Annotated in this window: 26 protein-coding genes; 12 read left to right on the top strand and 14 right to left on the bottom strand. The window is 51.0% G+C overall.

Features of this window, described 5'->3' with window-relative positions; all coding sequences use genetic code 11:
• From Kalk_RS01110 to Kalk_RS01100, 3 genes are read left to right on the top strand one after another with little or no spacing between them, the layout of a single operon-like run.
• Positions 1-3,123, top strand: a complete 3,123-nt coding sequence (locus Kalk_RS01110) for an efflux RND transporter permease subunit (protein WP_101892457.1) — start codon at positions 1-3, stop codon at positions 3,121-3,123.
• 52 nt (positions 3,124-3,175) lie between these two features.
• Positions 3,176-4,075 (top strand): cation diffusion facilitator family transporter, encoded by a 900-nt coding sequence (locus tag Kalk_RS01105; protein WP_101892456.1) that lies wholly within the window; start codon positions 3,176-3,178, stop codon positions 4,073-4,075.
• 14 nt (positions 4,076-4,089) lie between these two features.
• Entirely contained in the window at positions 4,090-4,416 is a 327-nt protein-coding gene (locus tag Kalk_RS01100) for a YnfA family protein (RefSeq protein WP_101892455.1), read from the top strand.
• Positions 4,417-4,432: 16 nt separating this feature from the next.
• Here Kalk_RS01100 and Kalk_RS01095 read toward each other — a convergent pair whose 3' ends face one another.
• Entirely contained in the window at positions 4,433-5,458 is a 1,026-nt protein-coding gene (locus tag Kalk_RS01095) for a tyrosine-type recombinase/integrase (RefSeq protein ID WP_101892454.1), read from the bottom strand.
• A 205-nt stretch (positions 5,459-5,663) separates the two neighbouring features.
• On the opposite strand from Kalk_RS01095, the gene Kalk_RS01090 reads away from it, so the two are divergent.
• The 3 genes from Kalk_RS01090 (at position 5,664) to Kalk_RS01080 (ending at position 8,921) form a co-directional block, all read left to right on the top strand.
• Entirely contained in the window at positions 5,664-6,713 is a 1,050-nt protein-coding gene (locus Kalk_RS01090; protein ID WP_101892453.1) for a DNA-binding protein, read from the top strand.
• 513 nt (positions 6,714-7,226) lie between these two features.
• Positions 7,227-7,976: a helix-turn-helix domain-containing protein gene (locus Kalk_RS01085; RefSeq protein ID WP_101892452.1), complete on the top strand. Its 750-nt coding sequence runs from the start codon at positions 7,227-7,229 to the stop codon at positions 7,974-7,976.
• An 81-nt stretch (positions 7,977-8,057) separates the two neighbouring features.
• On the top strand, positions 8,058-8,921 hold the full coding sequence (locus tag Kalk_RS01080) for a sterol desaturase family protein (protein WP_101892451.1): 864 nt from the start codon (positions 8,058-8,060) through the stop codon (positions 8,919-8,921).
• Between the two features lie 91 nt (positions 8,922-9,012).
• On the opposite strand, the gene Kalk_RS01075 is transcribed toward Kalk_RS01080, so the two are convergent.
• Together Kalk_RS01075 and Kalk_RS01070 are read right to left on the bottom strand one after the other, a co-directional pair.
• Positions 9,013-10,422: a heavy metal sensor histidine kinase gene (locus Kalk_RS01075; protein ID WP_101892450.1), complete on the bottom strand. Its 1,410-nt coding sequence runs from the start codon at positions 10,420-10,422 to the stop codon at positions 9,013-9,015.
• Complete coding sequence (locus Kalk_RS01070; protein ID WP_101892449.1) at positions 10,409-11,101, bottom strand: heavy metal response regulator transcription factor; 693 nt, start codon at positions 11,099-11,101, stop codon at positions 10,409-10,411. Before Kalk_RS01070 ends, Kalk_RS01075 begins: the two co-directional genes overlap by 14 nt.
• Before the next feature lie 212 nt (positions 11,102-11,313).
• Here Kalk_RS01070 and Kalk_RS01065 point away from each other — a divergent pair, with 212 nt between their 5' ends.
• The 6 genes from Kalk_RS01065 (at position 11,314) to Kalk_RS01040 (ending at position 16,213) form a co-directional block, all read left to right on the top strand.
• Entirely contained in the window at positions 11,314-12,066 is a 753-nt protein-coding gene (locus Kalk_RS01065) for a MauE/DoxX family redox-associated membrane protein (RefSeq protein WP_101892448.1), read from the top strand.
• 116 nt (positions 12,067-12,182) lie between these two features.
• Positions 12,183-13,997 (top strand): copper resistance system multicopper oxidase, encoded by a 1,815-nt coding sequence (locus Kalk_RS01060; protein WP_101892447.1) that lies wholly within the window; start codon positions 12,183-12,185, stop codon positions 13,995-13,997.
• The gene (locus Kalk_RS01055; protein WP_101892446.1) at positions 13,994-14,854 is read left to right on the top strand and encodes a copper resistance protein B; all 861 of its coding nucleotides are present in this window, start codon (positions 13,994-13,996) and stop codon (positions 14,852-14,854) included. The genes Kalk_RS01060 and Kalk_RS01055 overlap by 4 nt, the downstream gene beginning before the upstream one ends.
• A 41-nt stretch (positions 14,855-14,895) precedes the next feature.
• On the top strand, positions 14,896-15,174 hold the full coding sequence (locus Kalk_RS01050; protein ID WP_101892445.1) for a hypothetical protein: 279 nt from the start codon (positions 14,896-14,898) through the stop codon (positions 15,172-15,174).
• A gap of 22 nt (positions 15,175-15,196) precedes the next feature.
• On the top strand, positions 15,197-15,769 hold the full coding sequence (locus Kalk_RS01045; RefSeq protein ID WP_101892444.1) for a c-type cytochrome: 573 nt from the start codon (positions 15,197-15,199) through the stop codon (positions 15,767-15,769).
• Between the two features lie 81 nt (positions 15,770-15,850).
• Positions 15,851-16,213 carry a hypothetical protein gene (locus Kalk_RS01040; protein WP_158643251.1) on the top strand — a complete coding sequence of 121 codons (363 nt, stop codon included), beginning with the start codon at positions 15,851-15,853 and terminating at the stop codon, positions 16,211-16,213.
• A gap of 14 nt (positions 16,214-16,227) precedes the next feature.
• Here Kalk_RS01040 and Kalk_RS01035 read toward each other — a convergent pair whose 3' ends face one another.
• Genes Kalk_RS01035 through Kalk_RS00985 form a run of 11 tightly spaced genes read right to left on the bottom strand, consistent with a single transcriptional unit; the run spans position 16,228 to position 26,161 of the window.
• Positions 16,228-17,064, bottom strand: a complete 837-nt coding sequence (locus Kalk_RS01035) for an ATP-binding cassette domain-containing protein (protein ID WP_101892442.1) — start codon at positions 17,062-17,064, stop codon at positions 16,228-16,230.
• A gap of 3 nt (positions 17,065-17,067) precedes the next feature.
• Entirely contained in the window at positions 17,068-18,189 is a 1,122-nt protein-coding gene (locus Kalk_RS01030) for an ABC transporter permease (RefSeq protein WP_101892441.1), read from the bottom strand.
• Between the two features lie 3 nt (positions 18,190-18,192).
• Positions 18,193-19,326, bottom strand: a complete 1,134-nt coding sequence (locus Kalk_RS01025) for an ABC transporter permease (protein ID WP_101892440.1) — start codon at positions 19,324-19,326, stop codon at positions 18,193-18,195.
• A gap of 26 nt (positions 19,327-19,352) precedes the next feature.
• Positions 19,353-19,811 (bottom strand): ATPase, encoded by a 459-nt coding sequence (locus Kalk_RS01020; protein WP_101892439.1) that lies wholly within the window; start codon positions 19,809-19,811, stop codon positions 19,353-19,355.
• A 21-nt stretch (positions 19,812-19,832) separates the two neighbouring features.
• Entirely contained in the window at positions 19,833-20,204 is a 372-nt protein-coding gene (locus tag Kalk_RS01015; RefSeq protein ID WP_101892438.1) for a hypothetical protein, read from the bottom strand.
• A gap of 28 nt (positions 20,205-20,232) precedes the next feature.
• Complete coding sequence (locus tag Kalk_RS01010) at positions 20,233-21,585, bottom strand: APC family permease (protein WP_101892437.1); 1,353 nt, start codon at positions 21,583-21,585, stop codon at positions 20,233-20,235.
• Between the two features lie 53 nt (positions 21,586-21,638).
• Positions 21,639-22,109 carry a hypothetical protein gene (locus tag Kalk_RS01005; protein ID WP_101892436.1) on the bottom strand — a complete coding sequence of 157 codons (471 nt, stop codon included), beginning with the start codon at positions 22,107-22,109 and terminating at the stop codon, positions 21,639-21,641.
• A 52-nt stretch (positions 22,110-22,161) separates the two neighbouring features.
• Positions 22,162-22,815 (bottom strand): methyltransferase family protein, encoded by a 654-nt coding sequence (locus Kalk_RS01000; RefSeq protein WP_101892435.1) that lies wholly within the window; start codon positions 22,813-22,815, stop codon positions 22,162-22,164.
• Positions 22,816-22,841: 26 nt separating this feature from the next.
• Positions 22,842-23,126, bottom strand: a complete 285-nt coding sequence (locus Kalk_RS00995) for a DUF2933 domain-containing protein (RefSeq protein WP_101892434.1) — start codon at positions 23,124-23,126, stop codon at positions 22,842-22,844.
• A gap of 12 nt (positions 23,127-23,138) precedes the next feature.
• Positions 23,139-25,748, bottom strand: coding sequence for a heavy metal translocating P-type ATPase (locus tag Kalk_RS00990; protein WP_233716774.1), 2,610 nt, complete (start codon positions 25,746-25,748; stop codon positions 23,139-23,141).
• Between the two features lie 2 nt (positions 25,749-25,750).
• On the bottom strand, positions 25,751-26,161 hold the full coding sequence (locus Kalk_RS00985) for a MerR family transcriptional regulator (RefSeq protein ID WP_101892433.1): 411 nt from the start codon (positions 26,159-26,161) through the stop codon (positions 25,751-25,753).
• Between the last annotated feature and the right edge of the window lie 663 nt (positions 26,162-26,824).

Genomic DNA, 26,824 nt, shown 5'->3' with positions numbered 1-26,824 from the left:
ATGATCGAGTCCATCTTGCGCCTTGCCATTGCGCGGCGCTATTTATTCCTGAGTCTGACTCTGGTGATCCTGGGCATCGGGATCTGGAGCTATCAACACCTGCCCATCGACGCTGTGCCGGACATCACTAACGTCCAAGTACAAATTAATACGGCGGCTCCCGGCTATTCGCCGCTGGAGGCCGAGCAACGCATTACCTACCCAGTGGAAACCGCGCTTTATGGGTTGCCGAATCTGGCCTATACCCGATCGTTGTCACGTTACGGCCTGTCGCAAGTAACCGTGGTCTTTGAGGAAGGCACCGATATCTACTTCGCACGCAACTTGATCAATACTCGGTTGGGCGCGATCAAGAGTGTGCTGCCACCGGGTATCGAGCCTGAGATGGGGCCAATCTCCACAGGCCTGGGCGAAATCTTCATGTACACCGTGCAAGCCGAGCCGGGTGCTTTGCAGAGCAATGGCAAACCCTATGACGCGACGGCGCTACGTGAAATCCAGGACTGGATCATCAAACCGCAGCTGGCCCAGGTGAAAGGCGTGATCGAGGTCAACAGCATCGGGGGCTATAACAAACAGTATCATGTGCTGCCCGATCCGAAAAAACTGTTGTATTACCATGTCAGCGTCGAGAACCTGGTGCAGGCCCTCCAAGCCAATAACGATAACCGCGGTGCCGGCTACATCGAGCGCAACGGGCAACAACTGCTGGTGCGTTCCCCAGGCCAGTTGGCGACGCTGGAAGACATCGGCAACGTCATCATTACCGAACACGACAATGTGCCCATTAAGATCCGCGATGTTGCTGAGATTGGCATCGGTAAGGAACTGCGCACCGGGGCCGCAACCCAGGACGGCCAAGAAACAGTACTGGGTACAGCGATGATGCTGATCGGAGAAAACTCCCGCGCGGTATCAAGGGACGTGGCCAAAAAGCTGGTGGAGATCAAGGCCTCGCTACCGGACGGCGTGGTGGCTGAAGCGGTCTATGATCGCACTGCATTGGTCGATAAGGCCATTGCTACAGTGACCAAGAATCTGCTTGAAGGGGCGTTATTGGTTGTTGTCGTACTGTTCCTGCTGCTTGGCAATCTGCGTGCCGCGCTTATCACCGCTGCTGTCATTCCACTCTCGATGCTAATGACCATTACCGGGATGGTGAAGACCGGAGTATCCGCCAACCTGATGAGTTTGGGCGCACTGGACTTCGGGCTTATTGTGGATGGCGCGGTTATTATTGTCGAAAACGCGGTGAGACGCCTGGCCCAGGTCCAGCACAATGGCACCATCCAGTCCTTGCGAGAGCGGTTGAATACCGTCTATGAGGCCACGGCTGAAGTGATTCGCCCCAGCCTGTTTGGTGTCGCCATCATAACGGTGGTGTACATTCCCATCTTCTCGCTGACGGGTGTCGAGGGCAAGATGTTCCACCCCATGGCCGCCACCGTGGTAATGGCATTGCTGTCCGCCATGGTACTGTCTCTGACCGTAGTACCGGCAGCCGTGGCCGTATTTTTGCGCGGGAGGATCAGCGAAAAAGAAAGCGTTTTTATCGGTGTCACCAAGAAGGTCTATGCACCGCTGTTGGAACTTGCTCTGAAGTTTCGCTGGCTGGTCGTAGGGATGGCGACCTTGTTGGTCGGTTTGTGTCTATGGCTGGCCTCGACGTTGGGCTCGGAATTCATTCCGCAACTCAATGAAGGCGATATCGCCTTGCACGCCATGCGCATTCCGGGCACTGGCTTGGAGCAAGCCGTTGAAATGCAGGAGATTCTAGAGCAACGTATCAAGTCGTTCCCCGAAGTGGACAAAGTGTTTGCCCGGATTGGCACAGCTGAAGTGGCTACCGACCCGATGCCGCCCAATGTGGCCGATAATTTCGTGATTCTAAAACCGCGCAGCGAATGGCCGGACCCGGCCAAAACCAAGACAGACTTAGTCAGGGAGATGGAGGAATCCCTGGAGGAGTTGCCTGGCAACAATTACGAGTTTACCCAGCCGATCCAGATGCGCTTCAACGAGTTGATATCCGGCGTGCGGGCCGATCTGGGCATCAAGGTCTTTGGTGATGATCTGGATCAATTGGTTGTGACCGCCAATCAGATCCACCAAGTCCTGAGCAAAGTGCCGGGTGCCGCTGATGCCCGCGTGGAACAGGTGACCGGTCTGCCGACACTCTCGGTCATTCCCGATCGCACCGCGCTGGGCCGCTACGGGCTGAACGTCGTTGAGCTACAGGATTGGGTATCAGCGGCAATTGGCGGTGAGTCCGCAGGCATTCTCTACGAAGGCGATCGTCGCTTTGAATTGATTGTGCGGTTACCTGAAACATTGCGTCGCGACCTTGAAAAACTGGCTTTTTTGCCGGTGCCTTTGCCCAACGGAGAGTACGTCCCGCTTGAAGAAGTGGCGGAGCTGGACATTTCACCCGCACCGGCACAGATCAGCCGTGAAAACGGCAAGCGCCGGGTGGTAGTGACGGCCAATGTTCGTGGGCGGGATCTGGGCAGTTTTGTTGAGGACGTCAAGGCGCAGATCGCCGAGCAGGTTAAGTTGCCCGCCGGTTATTGGCTGGATTACGGGGGAACCTTTGAACAGTTGGAATCGGCCAGCCAACGCCTCGCTATCGTGGTGCCCATTACTTTACTGCTAATTTTGGGCATTTTGGTGATGGCCTTTGCCTCGTTGAAGGACGCCCTGATCATTTTCAGTGGCGTACCCTTGGCACTGACCGGTGGTGTGCTGTCGCTCTATTTGAGAGGTATGCCACTGTCGATCTCTGCGGGAATTGGTTTTATCGCCCTGTCCGGCGTCGCAGTGTTGAATGGTCTGGTTATGGTCGCATTCATTCGTGATCTCTGGCACGAAAAGGGAGATCTGGTGTTGGCCGTAACAGAAGGGGCTCTGACCCGTCTGCGTCCCGTGCTGATGACCGCGCTCGTGGCTAGCTTAGGTTTTGTGCCCATGGCGCTGAACACTGGCACCGGGGCCGAAGTGCAACGCCCGCTGGCGACGGTGGTGATCGGCGGCATCATTTCCTCAACCCTGCTGACCCTACTGGTGTTGCCGGTATTATATCACTGGGTGCACCGACGCGATGCTGCTGAGCGAAAACCAAAATAGTATCCTGATTGCGTCGTTGCTCTGAGCAGCGACGCAATCTGTGGGAGTATTCATGTATAATCATGACCATTCCAGCAGTTCAAAGCGAATTGGCTGGGCGTTTTTCCTAAACCTGATCTTCACGATTATTGAATTTATCGGTGGCTGGCTGACCAACAGCACCGCCATCATGGCCGATGCGGTGCACGATCTTGGCGACAGCCTCTCCATTGGCAGTGCATGGCTACTGAACCGTCTGGGTCAGAAATCCTCCAATCCTGAGTACACTTATGGTTATCGGCGGCTGTCGCTGTTTGGCGCTCTGATTAATGGCCTGGTGTTAATCGCGGGATCGGTCTGGATACTGGTCACGGCCATTCCCCGCTTGGCAGACCCCGTCATGCCACATACCGAAGGAATGTTGGCCCTTGCCGTGCTGGGCGTGGCGGTGAATGGCTACGCCGCCTATCGCCTTAGCCAGGGAAAAAGCTTGAACGAAAAGGCGCTCAACTGGCATTTGCTGGAAGACGTGCTGGGTTGGGTGGCTGTGCTGATTGTGGCGACGGTCATGCAATTCGTCGACTGGCCCATTCTCGACCCGCTGCTGTCGATCGGCTTCACCTTGTTTATTCTGATCAACGTACTACGTAATCTATTGGCAACAGGGCGGTTATTTTTTCAGGCAGTGCCTGATCCAGATTTGCTGGAGAGCATTCGCGAGTCCCTGATGTCACTCAAGGAAATCGACGACGTACACCATTTACACCTCTGGTCCCTCGATGGAGAACATCACGTATTGACAGCTCATGTTAAAGCCGTGCTGACGCAAGATCTGGCGAGATACGCACAGCTCAAGGCCATCATCCAGTCAGCCCTGGAAACGTACGAGCTGGCTCACACCACAATTGAAATCGAGCTGGCAGAAGAAGCATGCAGGGATCAACCCGTGCCCAGCCAAACGGACCAGCACTAATAAGAGAACTTCGTATGTCCATACTCTCCACGCTCGGTTTGTTCATCATCACTGCTATTGCGGAAATAGTTGGCTGTTATCTGCCATACCTCTGGCTGAAGAAATCCGCATCCGTATGGATTCTGTTGCCGGCAGCGTTCAGCTTAGCGCTGTTTGCCTGGTTGCTCTCTCTTCATCCGACCGCTGCGGGGCGGGTTTATGCGGCCTATGGCGGCGTTTATGTTTCGGTGGCCATACTGTGGTTGTGGGGTGTGGATGGGATTCGCCCGCATCTGTGGGATTTTGTAGGCATGGCCATCACCTTGTTAGGGATGGGTATGATCATGTTTGCACCGAGATGATTTCGATCCTGCGGATTTACTTTCCCTTTTTTAGGGATTGAGCGTTCAGCAACAAGCTCATTTTTTCCATCAGAATTATTGATGCGTTATTATTGAACTGCTGTCCTTCCTCAATGTACTCCCAAACGGTAGCATCACTTTTCCAGCCTCCTTGCTTTTTAATTAGTTCAAAGTCCACGCGCTCCCGAGCCGCTGAGGTAGAGAGGCCGCGGCGAAAACTATGACTGCTTAAGTCAGGTACGAAATCGAACTGACAGGCCTTGCCCAAAGTCTTGAGTAATTCATTAATGCCACCGGGATTCAATGCTTTGGGTTGAACCCTATCCCAACGGTTAATGGGACGAAAAACCGGACCTTCATTGATATCAGCCAATTCTATCCAGTTCTTCATGGCCATAGCAGGACAGCAGCCTGGTGCACCGAAAGGTAATGCTCGCACTAAGCCCATGGCTTGTTGATCGGTCTTGGAACGAGACAGCCGGATGAGAAGTCCTTCTGGTTCCCACACCAGATCACCGATTTGAATGGCCACCAATTCACTACGGCGAAAGGCACCGAAAAAGCCGGTCAACACCAGCGCGATATCCCTCAGTTTCTTTTTGGTGTCTGGCAGTTGCCGCAAATGATTCACCATTTGGACGACGTGCTCCAAGCGCAATGCCTTGGCTTTGCGTTTGGGTTGGCCATGGGTACGGCGGACGCCTTCCATGGTTTTGCGGACCAGCGGATCACTTACCGGATCGATGAGCCCTTGGTAATGGTGCCATTGGCTAATGGCGGTCAGATGTAAATCCAGGGTTCGGGGATTGAGCGCTTCGGCTCTTGCCAGTAGATAGCGCACGACGGCATCCCGATCCGAAGGCAGGCGACCACCCCATTTTTCAAATTGCCGGATGGCTGATCGATACGCTTTGCGGGTGTTGTCGGAGGTGGCTGCCTGGAGGTATTGCTGTAATGACTGGGCTTCCTGGCATGCAGCCAGGCTCGAATCCTTATTACGTAACGACAATTCATGGACCTTTTTTGGTGATTTGCTGCTCATGAATAGGCTTCCTCTAAGAGTCGCTGAAAAGGCGGCTGTGTACCGGTGTTACAAGTCGAGAATTTACGGTTCAGCCTATTAACCTACGATAAGTTAGATTATCGTTGGTTAATAATTGATATTCAAGCAGCCTAGAAAACAGTAAAGATAATGTTATATTACGTGTTACGTAATACATTACCAAATAATTTGAGAGGAACCTGCCATGGCCCGTGCCGGAGTCACTTATCACGATATTGTCAAAGCCGCCGAAGCCATTAGCACGCACGGCCAGGAACCCACGGTGGACCGGGTGCGCGAGCACCTGGGCACCGGCAGCAAAAGCACCATCGCGCCGTTGCTCAAACGCTGGCGGTTAGACAATGGGGCGGCGGCCGATGTCAGTGGACTACCGAACGACCTCGTCGAAGTGGTAAAGTCCCTGTATGAGCGGGTGCAGCAGATGGGCGACCATCGGATCGAACAGGCTCGCGACGAATTCAAGGTTTCGAATGATGAACTCCGAAAAGAACTGACCGAGGCCCACAACACTATCGCGCAGCTTACCGCTCGCCAACAGGATCTGAACAACCAACTATCACGTGTTATTGAGAAAAAAAGCCAGCAAGACAAGTCCCTGGAAGACGCCCGTGTCGGCCTGGCCAAAGCCGAGTCCCAGCGGGATGAAGCTCTTGCACGAACCACTGAATTGAAAGAAAGCGTTGCCGAACTCAAGCAGGAAAACCGGGATATCCGCGATCATTTCGAACATTACCAGCAGCGCACTGCCGAAGACCGCCAGCAGGAGCGCGAACAGTTCCGTATAGTTAACCAGGGGTTAAATGATCAGATTCAGGATCTGCAACACCGGCTCGCACAGACTGAGTCGAGAGCGTCCGAGCTATTCGACATCAACGCGCAGTTACAACGAAATGCCGATGAATTAAAACGGGCCAATGCGGCGCTAAATAGCGACTTGAACGCAAAGATGGAAGATATCCAGAACCTGGAACACGAGTATGAAGAAGCCGTGACAAGGTGCCGGGAATACCAGCATAAAAATGAGCAATTGTCGGAAAACATGGCCGCGCTCACCACTCAGAAAGCAGATGTCGATAAGCAAGTGGCCGTGTTATCCCACGCACTGGAGACCACCAAAGCCGAACTGAAAACCGCCCAGGATAAAGTGGCATTTCTGACCGATGAGAATAAGGTGATTCTTCAGGAAAAAGCAGTGATCCAAGGGCAGTTTAAACAGCTTCAAAGTTCGCTATAACGATTTAATGGATGTGTTTTGATCGTCTGGCTGCAAATGCAGAAATCGTTGCCAGCCCCTAAACGAGCAAACTTGGCAAATTTGTCGGTTCTTCCACAAGACCCTGCAGGCCAAGGAGAAGCATCGATTCGACAAACGTCAGGTGGAAAAAGAATATTGATATTCCTACATATTATCAATGTGTTATAGGTTTTGTGGCTAATTTCAACGCTTTTACCGGCCGAATGCAGCCGAACCTCAAATACAGGGATTAACGGCTATCAAACGAAAACCTACGGTTACGAGGGTGCCACAGGATTCAAAACCGTAGGTTTTCGTTCAAATGCCCCCGCTGGTCCATTTAAGGTTATTTGAAATTTGCCAGTATGGATTAATCCAGATACTTTTAGTTACTTGATTTACAGTCTGACGCATAACGCTTGCTCTGTGGAGCAATAGCTGACTCTGCTGGTCGTATCAACCCTCGACCCTTACGAAAACGTTACTGGTGATGAATAATAGGAACTTGGGGCTATGGAAACCTTGATAACTCAGCAGTCATGGGCTGGTGGCGTGTCATTGTCGGCAGGAATTGGCCTGTTCTATGGCACGTCCGGGGACAATAAACCGCACAAGCACTGGGCGCACCAGCTGGTTGTTGGTCTCGACGCTAATCTCGACATCATTGTTGATGGCATCCGGCATAAGGGCGATGGGCTCTGGATTCCAGCGGGGTTATCTCATCAGCTTGGGCATGGTAAAGTGGTGAGTCTGTATATCGATCCTACCCACCTTCTCTGCCCTACGCTACGTGCTTCTTCCTCTCTAGCGAGCGACAAATCCGTTATCCTGGTACACCCATCAATAGCCGCCCGGCTCACGTCATGTGTTTATCAGGCAGACAATCTTCAATCGGCATTGGACGCCTTTCAGGCCCACTATCAGCAGAGTGAAAAGATAGAAATCAATGATCGGTTGCTTCGAGTTTTATCTCGGTTGAAACAGGATGTTATTGACGGCTCGAACAGCCCCCTAAACGATTTAGCAGGGCTAGTGTGCCTGTCCCCTAGCCGGTTTTCTCATTGGTTTAAGGAACAAACGGGCCTGCCTCTGCGAAGCTACAAAAAATGGCTAAAGTTAATCGTCTGCTTCGAACTTTCGCGTCAAATGCCGTTGGCGGTTGCCGCAGTCTCCGCAGGGTTTTCTGATCAGGCCCATTTTTGTCGTACCGTCACGCAAGCCTTTGGTGTCAGTTCACGCACTATAATGCGGCTTCTTACTTGAGATTAGCAGTTTCGTTCAATGTTTCTGCCCATCGTTCTGACACACTAAATCAGTCAATGTGAACCAAGAGAACTTTGAACGATGCGCCAAACCATTGAATTATTGGTACGCACTCTGTACCTGCCGTTTTTCCTTTTGATAGGCAACGGCGTCGCCGTCTACTGGATATCTGAGGGTTATTCGAAACCCTGGCTGGTAGCCTGGGTTTTAATCTTTATCGGTTTTTCCTTTCTGGCTGAACAACTGGCAGCCTATGACATTGCGTTCAATACACCCGCAGGGGATCAGAAGCGCGACACCCTGCATGCCACTATTAATGAGTCGTTAACTATAGCAGGCCTTTTTAGCCTGCCTTTGGTCGGTGACTCATTAACTCTGGGGGCCATCTGGCCGAATGACTGGCCCCTGGCATTGGAGTTTATCCTAGCTATTTTGATCGCAGATGTCGGGATTACGCTGGCGCACTATGCCAGTCATCGACTTCGCGTACTGTGGCGGCTACACGCGATTCACCACAGCGTTAAGCGAATGTACGGATTTAATGGGCTGATGAAGCACCCACTACATCAGCTAATTGAAACAACCGCCGGAGTAGCTACTTTGCTGTTAATGGGGGCACCAACGGAGATAATGGTATTGCTCGCAACGGCGGTCACCCTACAGCTCCTGTTGCAACACTCCAACGTTGCTTACTATGCGGGTCCTTTAAAGTTTGTGTTGGCAATCAACGCAGTGCATCGCTTCCACCATTTGAACACTGCAGAAGAAGGCGATGTAAACTTCGGTCTTTTCACAACCTTTACCGACCACCTGTTAGGAACGTGGTACTATGATGGTGACCGCGTGATAGGCAGCGACGATCTGGGTATTGCATCTGAGCCAGATTATCCTGTCGGCTATATGCCACAACTCCTTGAACCGTTGCGAAAAACTCGGCACGAATGACCACTTTAACACATGCTTTATCCAGTAATACCCAACGTACAAAGCCCCTTTTGCTTAAGTGCCATGCGTTGATAAAGCAAGAACTTGCTGATCAATTAGATGTTTTACGGGGGAAGCTAATGCTGAATGAGGTTCGTCCTCGTTGGGAATTTGCATCAACGGTGCCACCATGCGCTTCCACAATGGAACGGACAATCGCTAGGCCAAGTCCTGCGCCTTCGCTTTCCCGCTTTCGTGACGGATCAACCCGGTAAAACCGATCAAACAACCGTGGCAGGTGTTCACCTGGAATTTCGGCACCAGGGTTTTCAACAACCAAGTTCGTTGATGCAGTGCTATCCGATACTCTTACACTCACGTCTTTGCCACGGGGTGTAAACCGAATAGCATTGGAAAGCAGATTCGATAATACCCGTCGCAACATCGCTCGATCTCCGGTCATTGAGCTGGCCTTACCCTCGACTTGTAAGCGAACACCTTTCTCATCTGCCAGCGCTTCAAAGAATTCAAAGGTGGCTCTGACTTCCTGCACCAAATCTAACGATTCCCAATCGGGATCGAGTAAACCATTGTCGTTCTGGGCAAGCCATAGCATATCGTTGACCATCTTTGTCAAGCGTTCCTGCTCTTCCAGATTGGAATACAGTAACTCCCTGTATTCCTCAAGGCTTCTTGACTTGCCAAGCCCCACCTGGGTTTGGGTTATCAAGTTGGTAAGGGGTGTGCGTAATTCGTGGGCAATATCCGCCGAAAAGTAAGACAATTTTTCAAAGCTTTCCTCAAGCCGGCTGATCATGCGGTTAAAGGAATCGACCAACGTGATCAATTCCGCCGGTACCGTGTCCGTATCCAGTCGCACATCTAAACGATCAGCTTGAATATCCCGCATGGCCTCACTTAAAGCGCGTAGTGGGGCATGGCCTTGATGGACTCCGAACCAGGCAGCCAGTAAAGTCACGACTCCTGCCAGGATCATAATGAGCCAGAGCGTGTGGCTAAAGCTCTCCAGAAAATGAATATGGAAGCCCATGTCGATAGCAGCGACAACCCGATAACGAGCATCACCAATATGCAGGAGTGATATTGCACCACGGTACACTTTATCCTCTATTTCCCATTGGTATAAGTTGTCAGCATGAATGCGACTTAACGGTGCGAGCGTCGGTAAATGTGCTGGTGGCTGGAAATCGGCTGAGCCAAAAATTAACTGATAGTTTGCATCCCAAACCTGAAAATACACACCATGATGACCTGAGACAGCCTTATCGAGAATACTTTCCGGTGTAACTCGCTCTTTACTGGCTTTTTCAAGCGCCTCTTCCACCGCATGGGTAATTACCACCAATTCATCAGCATCCTGTTCCTCAAAGTGACGTTCTACCGTTTTTTGCACCAGGTAACCAATCAACAGCAAACTTAGGGTAATGGCAATGGCAACGAATAGCATCACACGATTGTTGAGTGATAGCGGACGACGATTTGCCAGGCTAACGTTCGCCATAATCGTCCTCGACATCCAGTTTGTACCCCATGCCTCTCACCGTATGAATAAGCTTTGGCTCAAAGTCGTCATCGATCTTGGCTCGCAGACGGCGGATTGCCACATCGATGACATTGGTGTCGGAATCAAAGTTCATATCCCACACCTGCGATGCTATCAGGGACCGGGGCAATACCTCGCCCTGGCGGCGGGCCAGCAGCTCCAGCAGGCAAAACTCCTTGTGGCTCAGATTGATTTTACGTCCGGCGCGAGTTGCTCGATGGCGCGGCAGATCAAGGGTTAAATCCGCCACCTGGATCTGATCTGTTAACACCGGCGCTGTGCGTCTACGTAACAGGGTGCGAACCCGGGCCAGCAGCTCGGCGAAGGCAAACGGTTTCACCAGATAGTCATCAGCACCCATTTCAAGACCTTTCACCCGGTCTTCCACACTGTCGCGAGCAGTCAGGAAGAGCACCGGCGTCTGGCGCCCGGCCTCGCGGATCGACTCGACGATGCGCCAGCCATCAACATCCGGCAGCATGACATCCAACACCAGTAGATCGAATGTTTCAGTCATCGCCAGATGGTGTCCGTCCAGCCCATTACGCGCTAACGTGACCATAAAGCCTGCCTCTCTCAGGCCCTGCTGCAAATAATCGCCCGTTTTGACCTCGTCTTCGACCACTAGCAAGCGCATTGCTTTACCGCCTTAAATTCCAGCATTTTTTAACATTGCTCTAAGCTTATCGGCTGTATTCCAACAGGAACATGACTCCAAGATTACATGTTTGTAATCTTGGAGTCATGTCGGGGAAAGCTGCCTGCCGTTAATATGAGCGGTCTATCCGAAAACACTCCTGGCTTAGCAATAACTATTGCGAGGGGGCGACCATTTAAGGAGGAAACAAGATGTCAGCACCTAAAACCGCGCAACTGTACCGTATGGTGATGGACGACCATCTCTGCCCTTACGGACTGAAATCCAAGCATCTGCTGGAGAGTCAGGGGTATGAGGTTGATGATCATCACCTGAAAAGCCGTGAAGCGATCAACGCGTTCAAGAACGAGCATAATGTAGATACCACGCCCCAAACCTTTATTAATGACGATCGGATTGGCGGTTTCGATGAGCTGCAAGCCTATTTTGGCAAACCATCAAAGAGCGAGGATGAAACCACCTACTGGCCAGTTATCTCATTGTTTTCAATGACCTTTTTAATGGCAGCCGGTGCTGCTTCGGTGGTCGAGGGTCAATGGTTATCTCTACGCACCTTTGAATGGTTTATCGCGTTTTCCATGTGTGGTCTCGCCTACCTGAAAATACGCGATGTGGAAGGCTTTTCCACCATGTTTCTCAACTATGATCTCCTGGCGCAAAAATGGGTGCCCTACGGATACGTGTACCCCTATGGAGAAGGTATGGCTGGGCTGTTGATGATTGCCGGGGTGCTGCCCTTCGTTTCCATACCGATCGCGCTGTTCATCGGAGCTGTCGGTGCCGTATCGGTGTTTAAGGCGGTGTACATCGACAAAAGAGAGCTGAAGTGTGCCTGCGTGGGAGGCGAGAGCAACGTGCCGCTGGGTTTTATCTCACTTACTGAAAATCTCATGATGCTGGGCATGGCGATCTGGATGCTCGTTAAGCCGGCTTTGCTGGGGTAGCGACCACCCGGATTACCGCATTGTCATGCTGGGGTCATGCTGCTGACAGTTTTCAGTCCCTAGAATGTACGCATTACGAGTGTGACACTATGAATAGAGGCTTTAGAGGACACGCTATGACCAAATCGTTAAACAGGATCCCTGACCACCTGACGCGGCGCCGCTTCGTGCAGGGGGTAGCGATCGGCGGCGTACTGGGTTTAACGCCCGGTTGGTTGCAGGCCGGCGCCCAAATTAAAGCATCGCTACGAGGTCACAACAACCCGCCAGTCCTTAGCGGGCGCGAGATCAATCTGGTCGTTGCCGAAAACCCGGTCAATTTCACCGGCGTAACCCGAATGGCAACCACCATTAACGGATCAATCCCCGCCCCTACCCTACGGTTACGCGAAGGTGATGAGGTAACTATTCGGGTTACCAATCGATTATCGGTACCGACGTCTATTCACTGGCATGGCATTCTGTTGCCCTATCAAATGGATGGGGTGCCCGGCATCAGTTTCCCGGGTATTGCACCGGGGGAAACCTTTACCTACCGCTTTAAGCTCCGCCAGAGTGGCACCTACTGGTATCACAGCCATTCCGGGTTTCAGGAAATGACAGGGATGTACGGAGCACTGATCATAGAGCCCAGAACAGGTGAACGGCACCCTGCCGATCAGGATCACGTGATTCAGCTCTCAGACTGGACAGATGAAGACCCGATGCACGTTTTCAGCAAATTAAAGGTACAAAGTGATATCTATAACTTCAGCCAGCCCACCTTCTTCGATTTTTCCGAAGATGTAGCCAGCATGGGGCTACAGGCGGCTTTAGGAAAACGCCGAATGTGGAACCAGATGCGGATGAACCCCACGGATCTTGCTGATCTGTCTGCAGCTACCATGACCTTTCTGATGAACGGAGCTGCACCGGCCGGGAACTGGACCGGCCTGTTTAACAAAGGTGACCGGGTACGCCTGCGGTTTATTAATGCAGCCAGTAACAGTTTTTATGATGTGCGTATTCCCGGCTTAAAGCTAACGGTCATTCAGGCCGACGGTCAGGATGTGGAACCCGTTACGGTGGACGAATTCCGGTTTGGCCCTGGCGAAACTTACGATGTGGTGGCCGAACCGCGGGAAGACGCCTATACCATTTTCGCCCAAAGTATCGATCGCAGTGGTTATGCCAGAGGTACGCTGGCCACTCGGCCGGGGCTGGATGCACCGGTACCCGAGCTGGATCCGGTCGAATGGTTGACCATGAGGGATATGATGGGCGCAATGAACCACGGAAATAGCGATGGTGGAATGGACCACAGTCAGATGGATCACGGCCAACATCAGCACCTTGATATGCATGATATGACACAGGGCAAACACCAGCTGAAAAAGCCGTCTTCCACTGTTCGTCATGCACGCACCGAGTATGGTCCGTCCGTGGATATGCGAGTGGATATGCCCCGGACCAACCTGGATGATCCGGGTATTGGCTTGCGTGATCTACGCCAAAAGGGGTTGCGTCCGAAAAGCCACCGGGTATTGACACTGGCGGACCTCAAATCCATTGACGGTATCCTTGCTGATCGTCGGCCCCCTGCGAAGGAGCTTGAATTGCATCTGACTGGTAATATGGAGCGCTATAGCTGGTCTTTCGACGGGCTTGAATTCGGACAGAGCACACCAGTTTCCCTGCGCCATAATGAGCGGGTCAGGATCATCCTCCAGAACGACACCATGATGACCCACCCCATGCACCTGCACGGCATGTGGAGTGAACTTGAAACCGACCAGGGTGAACTGCGGGTGCGTCGCCACACCATTCCGGTACAACCGGCGCAACGTATCAGCTTTTTAACCACGCCACACGATTTGGGGCGTTGGGCCTGGCATTGCCACCTTCTGTTTCATATGGATGCGGGGATGTTCCGCGAGGTGGTGGTGTCATGAGATTGAAACCGATGAAATGCTTGCCAGCTCTTGCACTCGCCTTTAGTTATCTGCAAGCAAATTACGTATTGGCCGAAATGGATCATGGCGCTCAGACGCATGACATGGGGCAAATGCAAGGTGGCAGCGCCCCGCCGGATGCCCGGGATCCCCATGCTTACTCAGGAGGATACACCCTCACCGAGGGCCCTTACGCATTACCCGGCCCGAGACAGCTCACACTGGCTGATGAACATGCGTTCTGGGCCGTGTTGGGTGACCGAATTGAATACCAGAAAGACAGCGAAACCACCGTCTATGACCTGCAAGCCTGGTACGGCACCACCTATGATCGCCTGGTGATCAAGGCAGAAGGCGATATCGCAGACGACACCCTGGAGGAAAGCTCAACTGATCTGTTATGGGGCCGTGCGCTGAATGGCTATTTCGATACGCAAGTTGGTATTCGCCTCGATCAATCGAGCGAAGGCCAGAACCGTCAATGGCTGGCGTTGGGCGTTCAGGGGCTGGCACCTTATTGGTTTGAATTGGATATCACTGCCTATATAGGCGACAACAGCCGAACGGCACTCGCTGCTGAAGCAGAGTACGAACTGCCGTTAACACAACGGTTGGTGTTGCAACCTCGGGCCGAACTGAGTCTGTATGGCAAGGATGATGCCGAAAATGGCATTGGCTCAGGCTTGTCAGACATCGCATTGGGCTTGCGCCTGCGTTATGAAATTAGCCGCCAGTTTGCGCCTTATGTGGGTGTTGAATGGACTGGCGCGTTTGGCGATACAGCCGATTACCGACGTGCCGCAGGAGAAGATCGCTCAACGACTCAAGCTGTTGCCGGGTTGAAATTCTGGTTCTAAGCATCGGTTTGTCACCACTAATAACTTAAAAGGAACACAACATGAAAGTTAAATATATGCTATTGGTTGCTGGATTGAGCTTGCCATTGCTGGCGCAAGCCCATGACCCGAAAGAACACATGAAAGATGCGGAGAAACCGGATTGTGCTGCCATGAATAATATGGATCACAGCAAAATGGACCGCAATGACCCCGTTATGCAGGCCATGATGAAAAAATGCATGGCTGATACGCACCATCAAGAGGATACCGATGTCAAAGCGAATCACCGGGGCCACAAAAAGGCATCTGGAGAGCAGCATTTGGATCACGGGCACTAACGTATAAATCAAGGATATTCACATGCCAACGCTTGCTGACTTTATCAAGAGCTTGATGATTGCCGGTGTACTTGCACTGGCTGCGGGGGGCGCGTTTATTTATTCGGGTCTTTATCCCATTGGTGCAGACGTACCCCATTTCAAAGTAACCTACTGGCTACTGGAAACCCTGCGGGAGCGGTCTGTTGCCCGTGCTACCGGTGATATTCAAATACCGACAAACCTGGATTCGCCAGAACGCTTGCTTGCCGGTGGCGCTGATTATAACGACATGTGCGCCGGCTGCCACCTGAAGCCCGGCAAAACCGAAAGCGATTTTTCAATCGGATTATACCCCTCACCGCCTAACCTGACGGTAACCGCAGATGCCCATGGTCATGACCATGGCAACCATTCAGGCTCCAGTGAAGCCGCGTTACAACGTCAGTTCTGGATTATCAAGCACGGCATCAAAGCATCGGGCATGCCGGCCTGGGGGCCGACCCACAGTGACGAGCGGATTTGGGATATGGTGACCTTCCTGCAACGTTTGCCGACCCTCTCTGAGGCGCAATACCAGATATTGACTGCCCGAGGCGCGCCTGAGGAACATTGATATTAAATGGCGACCCATGCCTGATACATATGATTAACCTGTGACGCCCATTTCTATTTCAAAGACTGAAAGGAGTTTATGTTGAAAAAGTCTATGTCTTTCCATGCGTTTACATTAGCGGGCATGCTATTCATTCCCACATTAGCATCTTCACACTCGGCTCATGACCCGATTAAAGACATTCAGGAATATAATCGTGATGTGCGGCAGCGACAGTCCGATTTTCAAACCGCGACTAACCCTGAAGAGCAATTAAAAAATTTACAGTTTCAAGTGGAAACAATAGAGCGCAAACTCTTAGTCCTGAGAAACCTGATGGCTAGCGATTACCCACACATCAAAGAAAAAATGAGCAAGTACAAATATGACTACATGGAAAGCGTCGACGACACCATCGTCCAGCTCAAAAACACCTTAGAACAGGCCGAAGTGCTGCTGGACTAAGTTCACTACGGGCATTACTCAACGTATTTTTCTGGATTTTCAACAAATCGCTCACGGCATCGGCGGGAGCAAAACGCATAGCGTGACTTTTGATAATCCACAAAATGTAAGGCGCGCCATTCATCAACCCGCATACCGCAAACCGGGTCTTTTATCCATTGATGGGATTCGGCCTTGCGGTCAATAATTTTACCGTCTTCAAGCCATAATATCCGATCTGCGATATCTTCTACTCTTGGGTCATGAGTAACAATCAGCACCGCCACACCCTGATCCCGAGCGACATCATGCAACAGCATCATGACTTCCTGGCCGGATTGGGAATCCAGGTTCCCGGTCGGTTCATCAGCTAAAATCACCTTCGGTTGATTGATGAGTGCACGGGCTATGGCAACACGTTGTTTTTCCCCGCCTGAGAGTGTTTGGGGCAGCGCTTTTCGGCGATCCTGTAGCCCTAACTTTCTAATCAGTTCGCCGCAACGTTGCCTTACGGAGTCCGTTTTCTCATCAAGCAGTGACGCGGGAAACAGAATATTCTCTTCGACTGTTAGAGCATCCAGCAAATTAAAGGACTGAAAGATAAAGCCGATGGTTTTGGCCCGGATATCCGGTAACTGCGAAGGTTTCAACTGCGTGATATCCACCCCATCAATGAGCACTTCACCTTCATCGGCACTCAGCAGGCCCCCCAGCATTGACAGAAAGGTTGTTTTGCCGGAGCCAGACGGCCCCATAATAAGTAATATTTCACCCATTCTGATCTGGAGCGAAATTTGGTCGACGGCGCTAACTTTAGCAGCTCCAACCCCAAAAGATTTGGAAATACTGCGTGTTTCTAAAATGATGCTCATCGATTACCCATTTTTGTAGGCCAGGGCCGGATCCAGGCTAATCAACTTAATCGCCGGATAGACTGACCCGATAACGGCGATTACGAATGCCAATGGCACTGGTTTTAGTATTAGCGACGGCGTTAGCGCCACCGTGATCTGTGGTGCTATCAAGGGCATCGCCACACTCAACAGCACCAGGAAATTAATAGCTAACAGATACGCCAGTAAAGTGACGGCTATCGACTGCAATAAAACCACTATAACCAATTGGTAATCCCTGGCGCCCACAGCCTTGATAATGGCCAGTTCCTTGCGCTTTTTAATCGCCAAGGAATAGCAGGCGTATCCTATGATCAACGCCGCCAGAGTGCTACAGATTAGCGTCATGATCAGAATGGTTTCGGCGCCCATCTGGGTTGCCATTTCGTAGTCATTGGCAATGAATTCCGCTTGAGTGACCACATTGATATTGTCAATCTCAGTCATGATCTTTTGCTGAAGCGCTTTTATATCGACATCAGGCTCGGTATCCACCAGGTAATAGGAAAGCGTACCATCGGATGACAAAGAAGCTTGCAATCTATCCTTGAGCACAAAGAAAACCGGGTTTGCTGAGGAATATGTACCCTTGGAAAACCCCACTACCCGATAGCCCTTGTCCACTATCCGAACCGTATCGCCCTGCGCCAGACCAAAGACAGAACTCAGAGTATCAGGAACGATAATCTCATCCGGGTTTTCCAGGTGCCTTCCATCACTTAATGCCCAAGGCCCAGCGCGATCTTTTCCATCAGATAACCCCACCACAAAACCGAACAGCTTGTTATCCTGGACCTGTATCACGGTATTGAGATATAAAAACCCCGTCACCTGCTCAACACCTGCCATCTTTGCGATCGCCTCCCCTTTCCAGTCCCAAACAAAGGACGATGCCATGTGCATGTTGGATACGCCGTCCTGCATAACCCAAAGATCGGGATTCATTTTATTGGGATAGGCGACAATTTGCTGAGTTTCACCCTGCCATACCGCGGCAAAGAACAAAGCAAGTAAAAACGAAAACGCAATACCAACCATGCTGGCCAGCGTTGCGGCCTTTTGCATAGTGAGTGTTTTGTATCCCCATCGCAGTATCATTTTCATCTTTCAGGAGGCCCTGTGAAGCGCAGTTATTGGGTCAGACTTGCGGATAAGCCCATAGGGGGCCACGGCGCCCAGCAGGGCAAAGAGCCCAACGATAATGCCTGCCTTAGTAAGTACCTGAGGGTGAAATACAGCAAAATAATAAACCGGTCGCGCCGATTCAATTAAATGACCGATAAAGTCGGCAAGCAACAAGCCAAGTACAGCCGAGAGCAACAGCAATACGCTGGATAGGCATAAAGTGAAACCAAACAAATGATGGGCTTTGAAGCCTAACGCCAACATGACTGCAAAATCCCTTTGTTGCCGGTGAGCGGCCGAAAACATCAACAGGCCAATCAACAAAGACCCCAGCAAGAACCCCACGCTCACCAGCAAACCTAGGATGGGTTTATAAAATCCCTGGCCCAGCTTCACGTCATTTTTTGCCATTTCCGAAAGCGTGAACAGATCAACCGAGGTCACCTCGCCCTCGATAGTTTGCCGTATTTTTTCCAATGGTGCCTTGGGATCCGTTTCGATCAATAAAAAACTGACCAGCGGAAAGGTGCTCAAATCCGATGCAATATCAGAATCCAGAAAAAAATCGATCAATCCATCATAATTTATGAACGCAAAGGGTGTCATGAACGCTGCTTCACTGGTTATCCCAGATATGCTGAACGCAAAATTCGCCACAATGAATTCATCGCCGATGCTCAGGTCGTACTTTTTGGCTAAAGAACGATCGATAACAATGCCTTGGCCTCGGTTCTTTGCTTCGCCCGCCAGCAAATTCGATGGACCACCGGCGGTATCAAACACAATAAGGTAAATCGGTGTTTGCATGCTTTTATGCCGGTAAATGACCGGCAGCGTGGTTAAGGGGTGCGCAGCCTTAACGCCGGGAACAGCTTCGATCTGTTCCCGCGCCAACTGTGGAATCACCGAGCGAGTGGCCATGAAATTGTTCACTTTCGACTGCACGGCAATCAGGTCTGAGCCACGATTAATGGAGGCAAGCTTGAGCTGTTCATATTGCCCCTGCTCGAAACCTTGCAATACCACAATCACTGCAATAGAAGCAGACAGCGCCAACACGGTAATAAAGGTATTGGCTTTGTCGTGTAGTAGTTGCTTTATAACAAACTTGAGCATCGGATGCGTTACGTGTAAGGGCCCGATCAGTAATCTTCAAGCCGGTTGGACGCATGAGTCATGCGCATCATTTCATGCTCTTCCAGTGCCTGGAGTGTTTCCAGCAGTTCTCTGGCTGCGGGTATATCAGCCCGCGAAGCAAGATGCCGGTAAAGCTCAATCACCTGTTGGTGCTGGTCTGACACCACTTCCATGATTTGGGTGGCATCCAACTCGGCGAACGGCGCGTCGCAGTGTACGTGTTGGGTAATCGGGTGCCGGTTGACAAATTCATAGCACCAGGTGTTGAGTGCATGTTCGTTTCCTGATTTCTCAAAGCCGCTCACGACACCGCTTAGCACTTTCTCGTGCTCAGACAGATAATCCAACATTATCCTGGCTCTCTCATCTACATTCTTGTCTTCACAATGAGATAAACATTCACTCAAATTGTGATGAAACTGCTGAGTCCAGTGGAGCACATCTTTTAGAGTTTCAATCTGCATATTTTTGCCCTTTAAAAATGATCAGTTTTTGCGTTTATTGCCCGGTGGCGACTGGTGGCAACTCCAGGGTTCATGGCCCGCATTGTCCTTTACGTTATCATCGACAAACCGGTAGTAGCCTGTTTTAAAACGCGTCCACCAGTCATGGCTGACTTCAACCGCATGCTTTTTCAGGACATCTTCAACCCCATCAAGGCAAAGCCGCGATGCATCGTAAGCGATGTTGAGTACGTGAGACCTGTCGTCAAAGGAAATATCATCTAATCCGTAAAGTTCATCAATTTCAGCAATGGCATCGAGCAAGCGGGAGCCGTCCGCCGGTTCAAGCTTCAAATGACGAACCACTAGGTTTGCTTCAGAAACCCCTAAACGATGTTCTTTTTTACCGGTCATATTTAATGCTCCCTAACCGTATAACCCATTACGAATGATGGTGCTCATGGGAGTGGCTCTCATGCTGTTCCTGCTTTCGTGTAGCCGATCGCAAGAACCAAACCTCACCCAGAGCAATCAGCACCATCGTGATTAATGCGACTACCAAAACAAACGGGTCCGAGTTTAACTTCACCCAGCAGAACCCAACCAACGCCAACAGATCCAATACAATGGCCACAACCGGAATCCAGCCTTTAGCGTTGATATCGTCTTTCAGATAGCGAATGACACCCCAATGAATCGCACAATCCATAACCAGATAGAATATAATCCCCAGCGCGGCGATACGAGAAAGATCAAAGAACGCTGTCAGGATCAGCCCTAAAACAACCGTATATACCAATGTGTGTTTCTGGATGCTTCCCGGCATACCAAAATGCCGATGAGGAACCAGCTTCATTTCCGTCAACATCGCCAGCATACGGGAAACGGCAAAGATACTGGCAAGGATACCGCCGGCAGTTGCCGTGATGGCAATGGCAACCGTAAACCATACACCGTATTCACCGAGCGCTGGTCTGGCCGCAGCCGCCAGCGAGTAGTCGCGGGTCTCGATGATTTCAGCCAGAGAAAGATTGCTGGCAACCGCAAAACCAACCAGCGTGTAGATCAGCACGCAGGCCGCGATGGAAATAATAATGGCGCGGCCAACATTTTTATGAGGATCGATGACTTCCGAACCGCTATTAGTTATAGTCGTAAAGCCTTTAAAAGCCAGAATCCCTAAGGCGGTTGCGCCAAGGAAATTGGCCATCGTACCGGTTTCCCCTACACGGTTGAAATCAACCGCCAGACTATCCGCCAGCCAAACACCGACAACACCAAAAATCAAAATACCGCCAATTTTCAGGATGCCGATCAGCCCGGCAACTCCCTGGATCAACCGATTGCCAAGCAGGTTCACGATAAAAGCACTGATAATTAATACAACGCCGAGTATCGGCACCATACGGCCTGACTCATCGCCGCCGAACAACTGCATGGTATATGAGCCAAAGGTACGAGCCAGAAAACTTTGCGCAATAACCATCGAAAAATACATTAACAGGGCATTAAAGGCCGTGGGTAACCGATCCCCATAGGCTTTGTGGAGATACATGCCGATGCCCCCGGCTGAGGGGTAGGCATTGGAAATCTTGATATAGGAATAGGCACTGAATGAAACGATCACGGCAGCAGCCAGAAATGCCAGCGGAAACAGGGCGCCAGTCATTTCGGCCATCTGCCCGGTTAGGGCAAATATCCCGGCGCCGATCATAACGCCGGTGCCGAGCATCACGGTTCCGGTCAGCGTCAAACTGCCCTCATCGTATTGTGTGGTACGATCCTGATCTTTCATCCAATCTCCTTGGTAGGGTGCATTATTGCGATGAATCGGAGGATTTAAACCCGCTATTTCTTATGACGGTGACGCCGTGTTTTTCTGCTCTCGGACTCGTGATCCATCATCTGCCCCATCATCATTTGCATCATATTCATGCGTTGCTCCATCATATTCATCCGCTTCATCATGGTTTTTTCATCCATTTTTTCCGCCATACCTTCTTTCTTGTGTTTGGCCATGTTCATGCCTTTTCCCATGCCATGGTTCATCATCTGCATGCCTTTTTGCATGGCCTCCATGTGCTCTTGCATTAACTTATGGCGTTTATCCGGGTCGGTTTCGCTTTTGATTTTTGCCATTTGATCATGCATTTCCTGCATATGTTTATGCATCGCCATCATTTGATCATGGCTCATCATACCCATCATCATGCCGCCTATGGCACCTTCTTTACCATCGTCATGATTGTGCCCTTTCTCGGCAAAGGCAGGTGACGAAATTGCGGCTGCGAAGACTAATGCTGGAATCAATTTTTTCATTGGAATTTCCTCTTGGTGCTGGTCTCGTTTACTTTGCTTTGTAGAGTTGTTGTTACTCGCTTGAAGCTGTTTCACTGGTGCTGAGTTTTGGAATCCATGCGGGCGTTGACGCCATATAACGGCGGTACTCATCGCCAAACTCTTCTATAGCTATACGTTCCTCCCGTTTTGCCAGGCGCACATACACCACCACCAATATGGGGAACATCACCACCGTGGGAATGGTGGGCCATTGCAATAAAAAGCCAAACATAATCAGGATAAACGCGACGTACTGAGGATGCCGGCACCGGGCATACCACCCGGTTGTCGCCAGTGACCGGGTTTGCTGGGCTTTGTGCAATACACTCCATGCGGAAGCCAGCAGAAAGAAACCCACCACAATGAATAGATTGCTGGCGATATGCAGTGGATCAAAATGCGGGTCACCTTCAAACCCCATCAGTGTATGTAACAGGTGGCCATTCTCATGGGATAAAAAGTCAATACTGGGGTATTTTTCTGCGAGCCAGCCGGACAAGAAATAGATAGTTAACGGAAAACCATACATTTCTGTAAACAAAGCAATGACAAAGGCTGAAAAAGCACCCAGGCTGCGCCAGTCTGTTTTTGTTTGCGGCTTGGTAAAGCTGAACGCAAAGAAAATGAAAATGGCTGAATTGATAACGACTAACGTCCAGAGCCCGTAAGCGGAATCACCGTGCATGTATGTTCTCCCTTGGTAACGTTATTCTAATGATGATGGCGGTGCTGGCTTTCCTTGCGTCCGTCTTCCAGTCCCTGTTGATAAGCATCTTTCTCGGATTCATCACTATGATCAGTATGATCTCCGTGCCCCCCGTGTCCGCCGTGCATAAAGAGATGCATTAACGGACACAACAACAGAATCAGGAAGGGTAAGAATTGAAAAAGATGCTCGCGGTGCTCCATCAGCAGAAAATAGCTGACGGCACCGATAAGCCCCAAAGCCGCCAGTCCTTTGGGCGTAAACCAAAAAGATTGTGGTTGCTGAGCCATGATGACCTCCGACTAATTAACGTTGATTTTCGCCCGTTTCAACAGAATAGAATTGCCGATAACGGAGAGCGAACTGACCGTCATTGCAATGACACCAATCATCGGGTGTAGTAACCCCACCGCAGCGACGGGGATTGCCGCAAGATTGTAGAACCAGGCCCAAAACAGGTTTTGTACGATTTTTCTGAAGGTTGCCCGCGACAAGAGTATGGCTTCCACCAGCTTGGTTAATTCGCCTTTGACCAGGGTGACATCGGCCGCTTCTATTGCCACATCAGCACCCGCACCTATCGCAATCCCGACATTGGCTTGCTTTAACGCAGGTGCATCGTTAATGCCATCGCCCACCATGGCCACACTGTTACCGTATTTAGCTTGTAATTGTTTAACCGAGTCCACCTTTCCTTCGGGCAACACATTGGCCAATACTTGGTCGATACCCACCTGATCCGCCACATACTTGGCGGTTCGTTCGTTGTCTCCAGTCACCATGACCACATGGATATTCAGTTCATGCATGGCTTTAATAGCAGATTTGGAGTCTTCTTTAATGGTATCCGCCACCGCGACAACACCTGCTGCCTGTTTATCGATAGCAACGAGCATGGCGGTTTTACCCTGAACTTCGAGTGATCTTAAGGTCTCATCCAGTTCACCCAGATCGACACCCTGCTCACTCAGCAGTCGGCGACTGCCCACGTGGACGAGTTGACCATTGACGACCCCTTCTACACCGCGCGCGGTGATAGACCGAAAATTCTCCAAAGGGGGAATGTGTAATTGACGCTCTTTAGCGCCTTGCACAATCGCTTGCGCCAAGGGGTGCTCTGAACCAGATTCGACCGCTGCCGTGGCAGCTAACAATACCTCACTGGAAAAGGCTGATGTGGGTATCACATCGGTGAGCGAAGGTTTACCCGCAGTAATGGTGCCTGTTTTATCCAGTACTACGACTTTTATGTCCTTTAGAGTTTGAATGGCTTCCCCTGAGCGAATTAACACCCCTTTTTCTGCCCCCATGCCGGATCCGACCATGATGGCGGTTGGGGTGGCCAGGCCTAAGGCGCAGGGGCATGCGATAACAAGCACAGCAACGGCCGCCAGTGTAGCGGCAATTATCGGACTAAGTGACGGATCTACCCAAGGGAGAAACGTGGCGCCCCATTCCAGTATCGGACGAAACGTATCGGCAAATACTATCCAGGCCACGAAGCTCATTAGTGCGATTGCAATCACCGCGGGAACAAAGCTCGCAGTGACTCTGTCAGCGAATTCCTGGATCGGCACCTTGGAACCCTGCGCCTGCTCAACCAGTCGGATAACCTGGGATAAAAAGGTATCCGCACCAATCTTGGTCGCCTTAACCTTTAACAGCCCTTCTTTGTTGATGGTGGCACCCAGAACCAGGTCACCCGGCCCCTTCTCTACCGGTACTGATTCACCGGTAGCGATAGACTCATCCAGATGGCTGTTCCCTTCCACGATTTCGCCATCGGTCGGCACTTTGCCTCCGGGTTTGACGACCATTACATCGCCGATGATCAATTCTTTAACAGGCACTTCCAGCTCAGTGTTGTTTCGAATGATAATGGCTGTTTTTGCACCCAGATTGATAAGTCGCTTGATTGCCTGCGATGCACGGCCTTTTGCGCGCGTTTCCAGGTAGCGGCCCAGCATATGAAACGTCATGATGGTCGAGGCCATTTCAATAAACGACGTCATGGGATAGAAAAAGCCAATTAAGCCAATAAGATAGGGCGGCATGCTGCCTAGTGAAATCAGCACATCCATGTTGGCAGTTCGATTCTTGAGGGAGCGCCAGGCTGATCGGTGAGTGGCTTTCCCGCCTCTAAAAAACACCACGGGGAATGCCAGCAGCGCTACGATTGCCAGGTAGCCGGGTATAGGTTGCCAGAACATCTCCGGTATCATCAGCAACATGATGATCGTTGTTGGAATCGCGGCAAACCACAGGTTGCGCCACGCCTGCGCAAGGTATTGCTCTTCTGCGTCCTCCGCTGCCTGGTGCGAGTCGCTGGAGGCGCTTTCAATGCTGGCCACATCATAGCCGGCCTTTTCCACCGTCGCTTTCAGTGCCTGTCGGTCCACCAGTCCAGGATCAAAACTCACGGTCACTTGATGATTGGCGATGTTGGTTTGAATATCCACAATTCCCTGTAGCCGTTCCAGGGATGTGCGCACCAACCCGGCACAGTGGTTGCTTCCCATCCCGGGCACCGTCATCGCCACCTTTTGTGCATCGCCATTGAGCGATAATTGCGCATCAGCAACGTCATAACCCGCGCTTTCCACCGCGATTCGAATCTCATCCAGATTCGTCTTGTTCACATCAAACACAATATCAACCTGGTGGCTGGCGATATTCGTTTGAATCGTGGCAACGCCCTGTAATCGTTCGATCGAGGTGTTGACCAGGCCAGCGCAATGATTGCTGCCCATACCGGGTACAATGAGCTGAGCTGTCGCATTCTGGCCGCTTTGCGAAGGTTTTGAAGTATCCCGATTAGCCTGTGGTTTCGGTTGAGTGCCGGCGCTGTCCGGTTTGTCTGCGCAGCAGCAATTCTTTGAGTTCATTTCTTTTTCCGTTTTCGGTGTTGCCATGCTCAATTCCCCTCGGCAAACTCTTCGATCAAATGACAGATCATATGGCCTGTCGGTGCTTTGTCCGGTTTCTTACTCCACTGTGTTACAGCCTCCTGCATGCGGTTTCGAAGCCTTTGCGTCTCTGAAAATCGCTGCTCGGTCTCATGGAGGCGTCTTTCTATCAGCCGCCTCACCGTAGGACAGGGTGATCTTTGCCTGTCCGCATGAGCGAGAATTTCCTTGATGTCGTCCACGGAGAAACCCAGTTGCCTGGCGTTCAGTACAAACCGCAACCGCCTCAGATCCTTATCACTGTATATCCTGTAGCCATTAGCACTATCCTTGGTCGGCCTCAATACACCTATCCGTGTGTAAAACCGCACGGTTTCCGCCGTCACACCCAGTTGTTTTGCCAGTTCCAATACTTTCATAGGCTTTCTCCTGGATCACATGTGGATGCCTGCGTTGTCGTACCTTGCAGAACCCGGGTTCGAAACCCAGTTGCCTGCCTGATCTTCCACCCTACACCTATGTCCCGCACATAGGTCAAGCACCTCGCATAAACACATTGCCAGACTTCGTCAGTTGCTCCTGAATCCTGGATGTTTAAAGCGATAAGGCAGATTCAATCAAGTGCCTAAGGGGCAAGTGACACCTTTCCTGTCAATCATCATTGTAAATAAGCCTCGCTGTCACCCAAATTACGCCAACATTACAGATCTGTAATCTATGGCTCATTCTTTTGATTTGCGTCAATAAAGTTGGCGGTGCGCAGCCCCACTCACATCCTTTACCAAACATCGACAAAAGCGACACTCAAAAAAACAATGCATTGCATCGACGATTATATTGAGAAACATATTTTGAGAAACAAATAGTTCCCTGCTATAACTGGCAACAGGAAGCAAAATCAGAAAGTAGCGCACGGTTACGCGGCGAGCAGTGATAGCGCTTATCGAATGATCTCAACGGATCGGTTTAGCTTCAGAGCAAAAACCCTGGATTGTCGTCACCAGGTTAACTTTTTCCTCATAGAGGTAGATGTTCGTTGTGTTGACATAGGTCCTGGGCATAGGTGTACGATCACCACACAG

The organism is Ketobacter alkanivorans, assembly GCF_002863865.1.
GTDB classification, from domain to species: domain Bacteria; phylum Pseudomonadota; class Gammaproteobacteria; order Pseudomonadales; family Ketobacteraceae; genus Ketobacter; species Ketobacter alkanivorans.
Note: the sequence above shows the minus strand (reverse complement) of the source record. Positions and strands in the feature narration are given on the sequence as shown.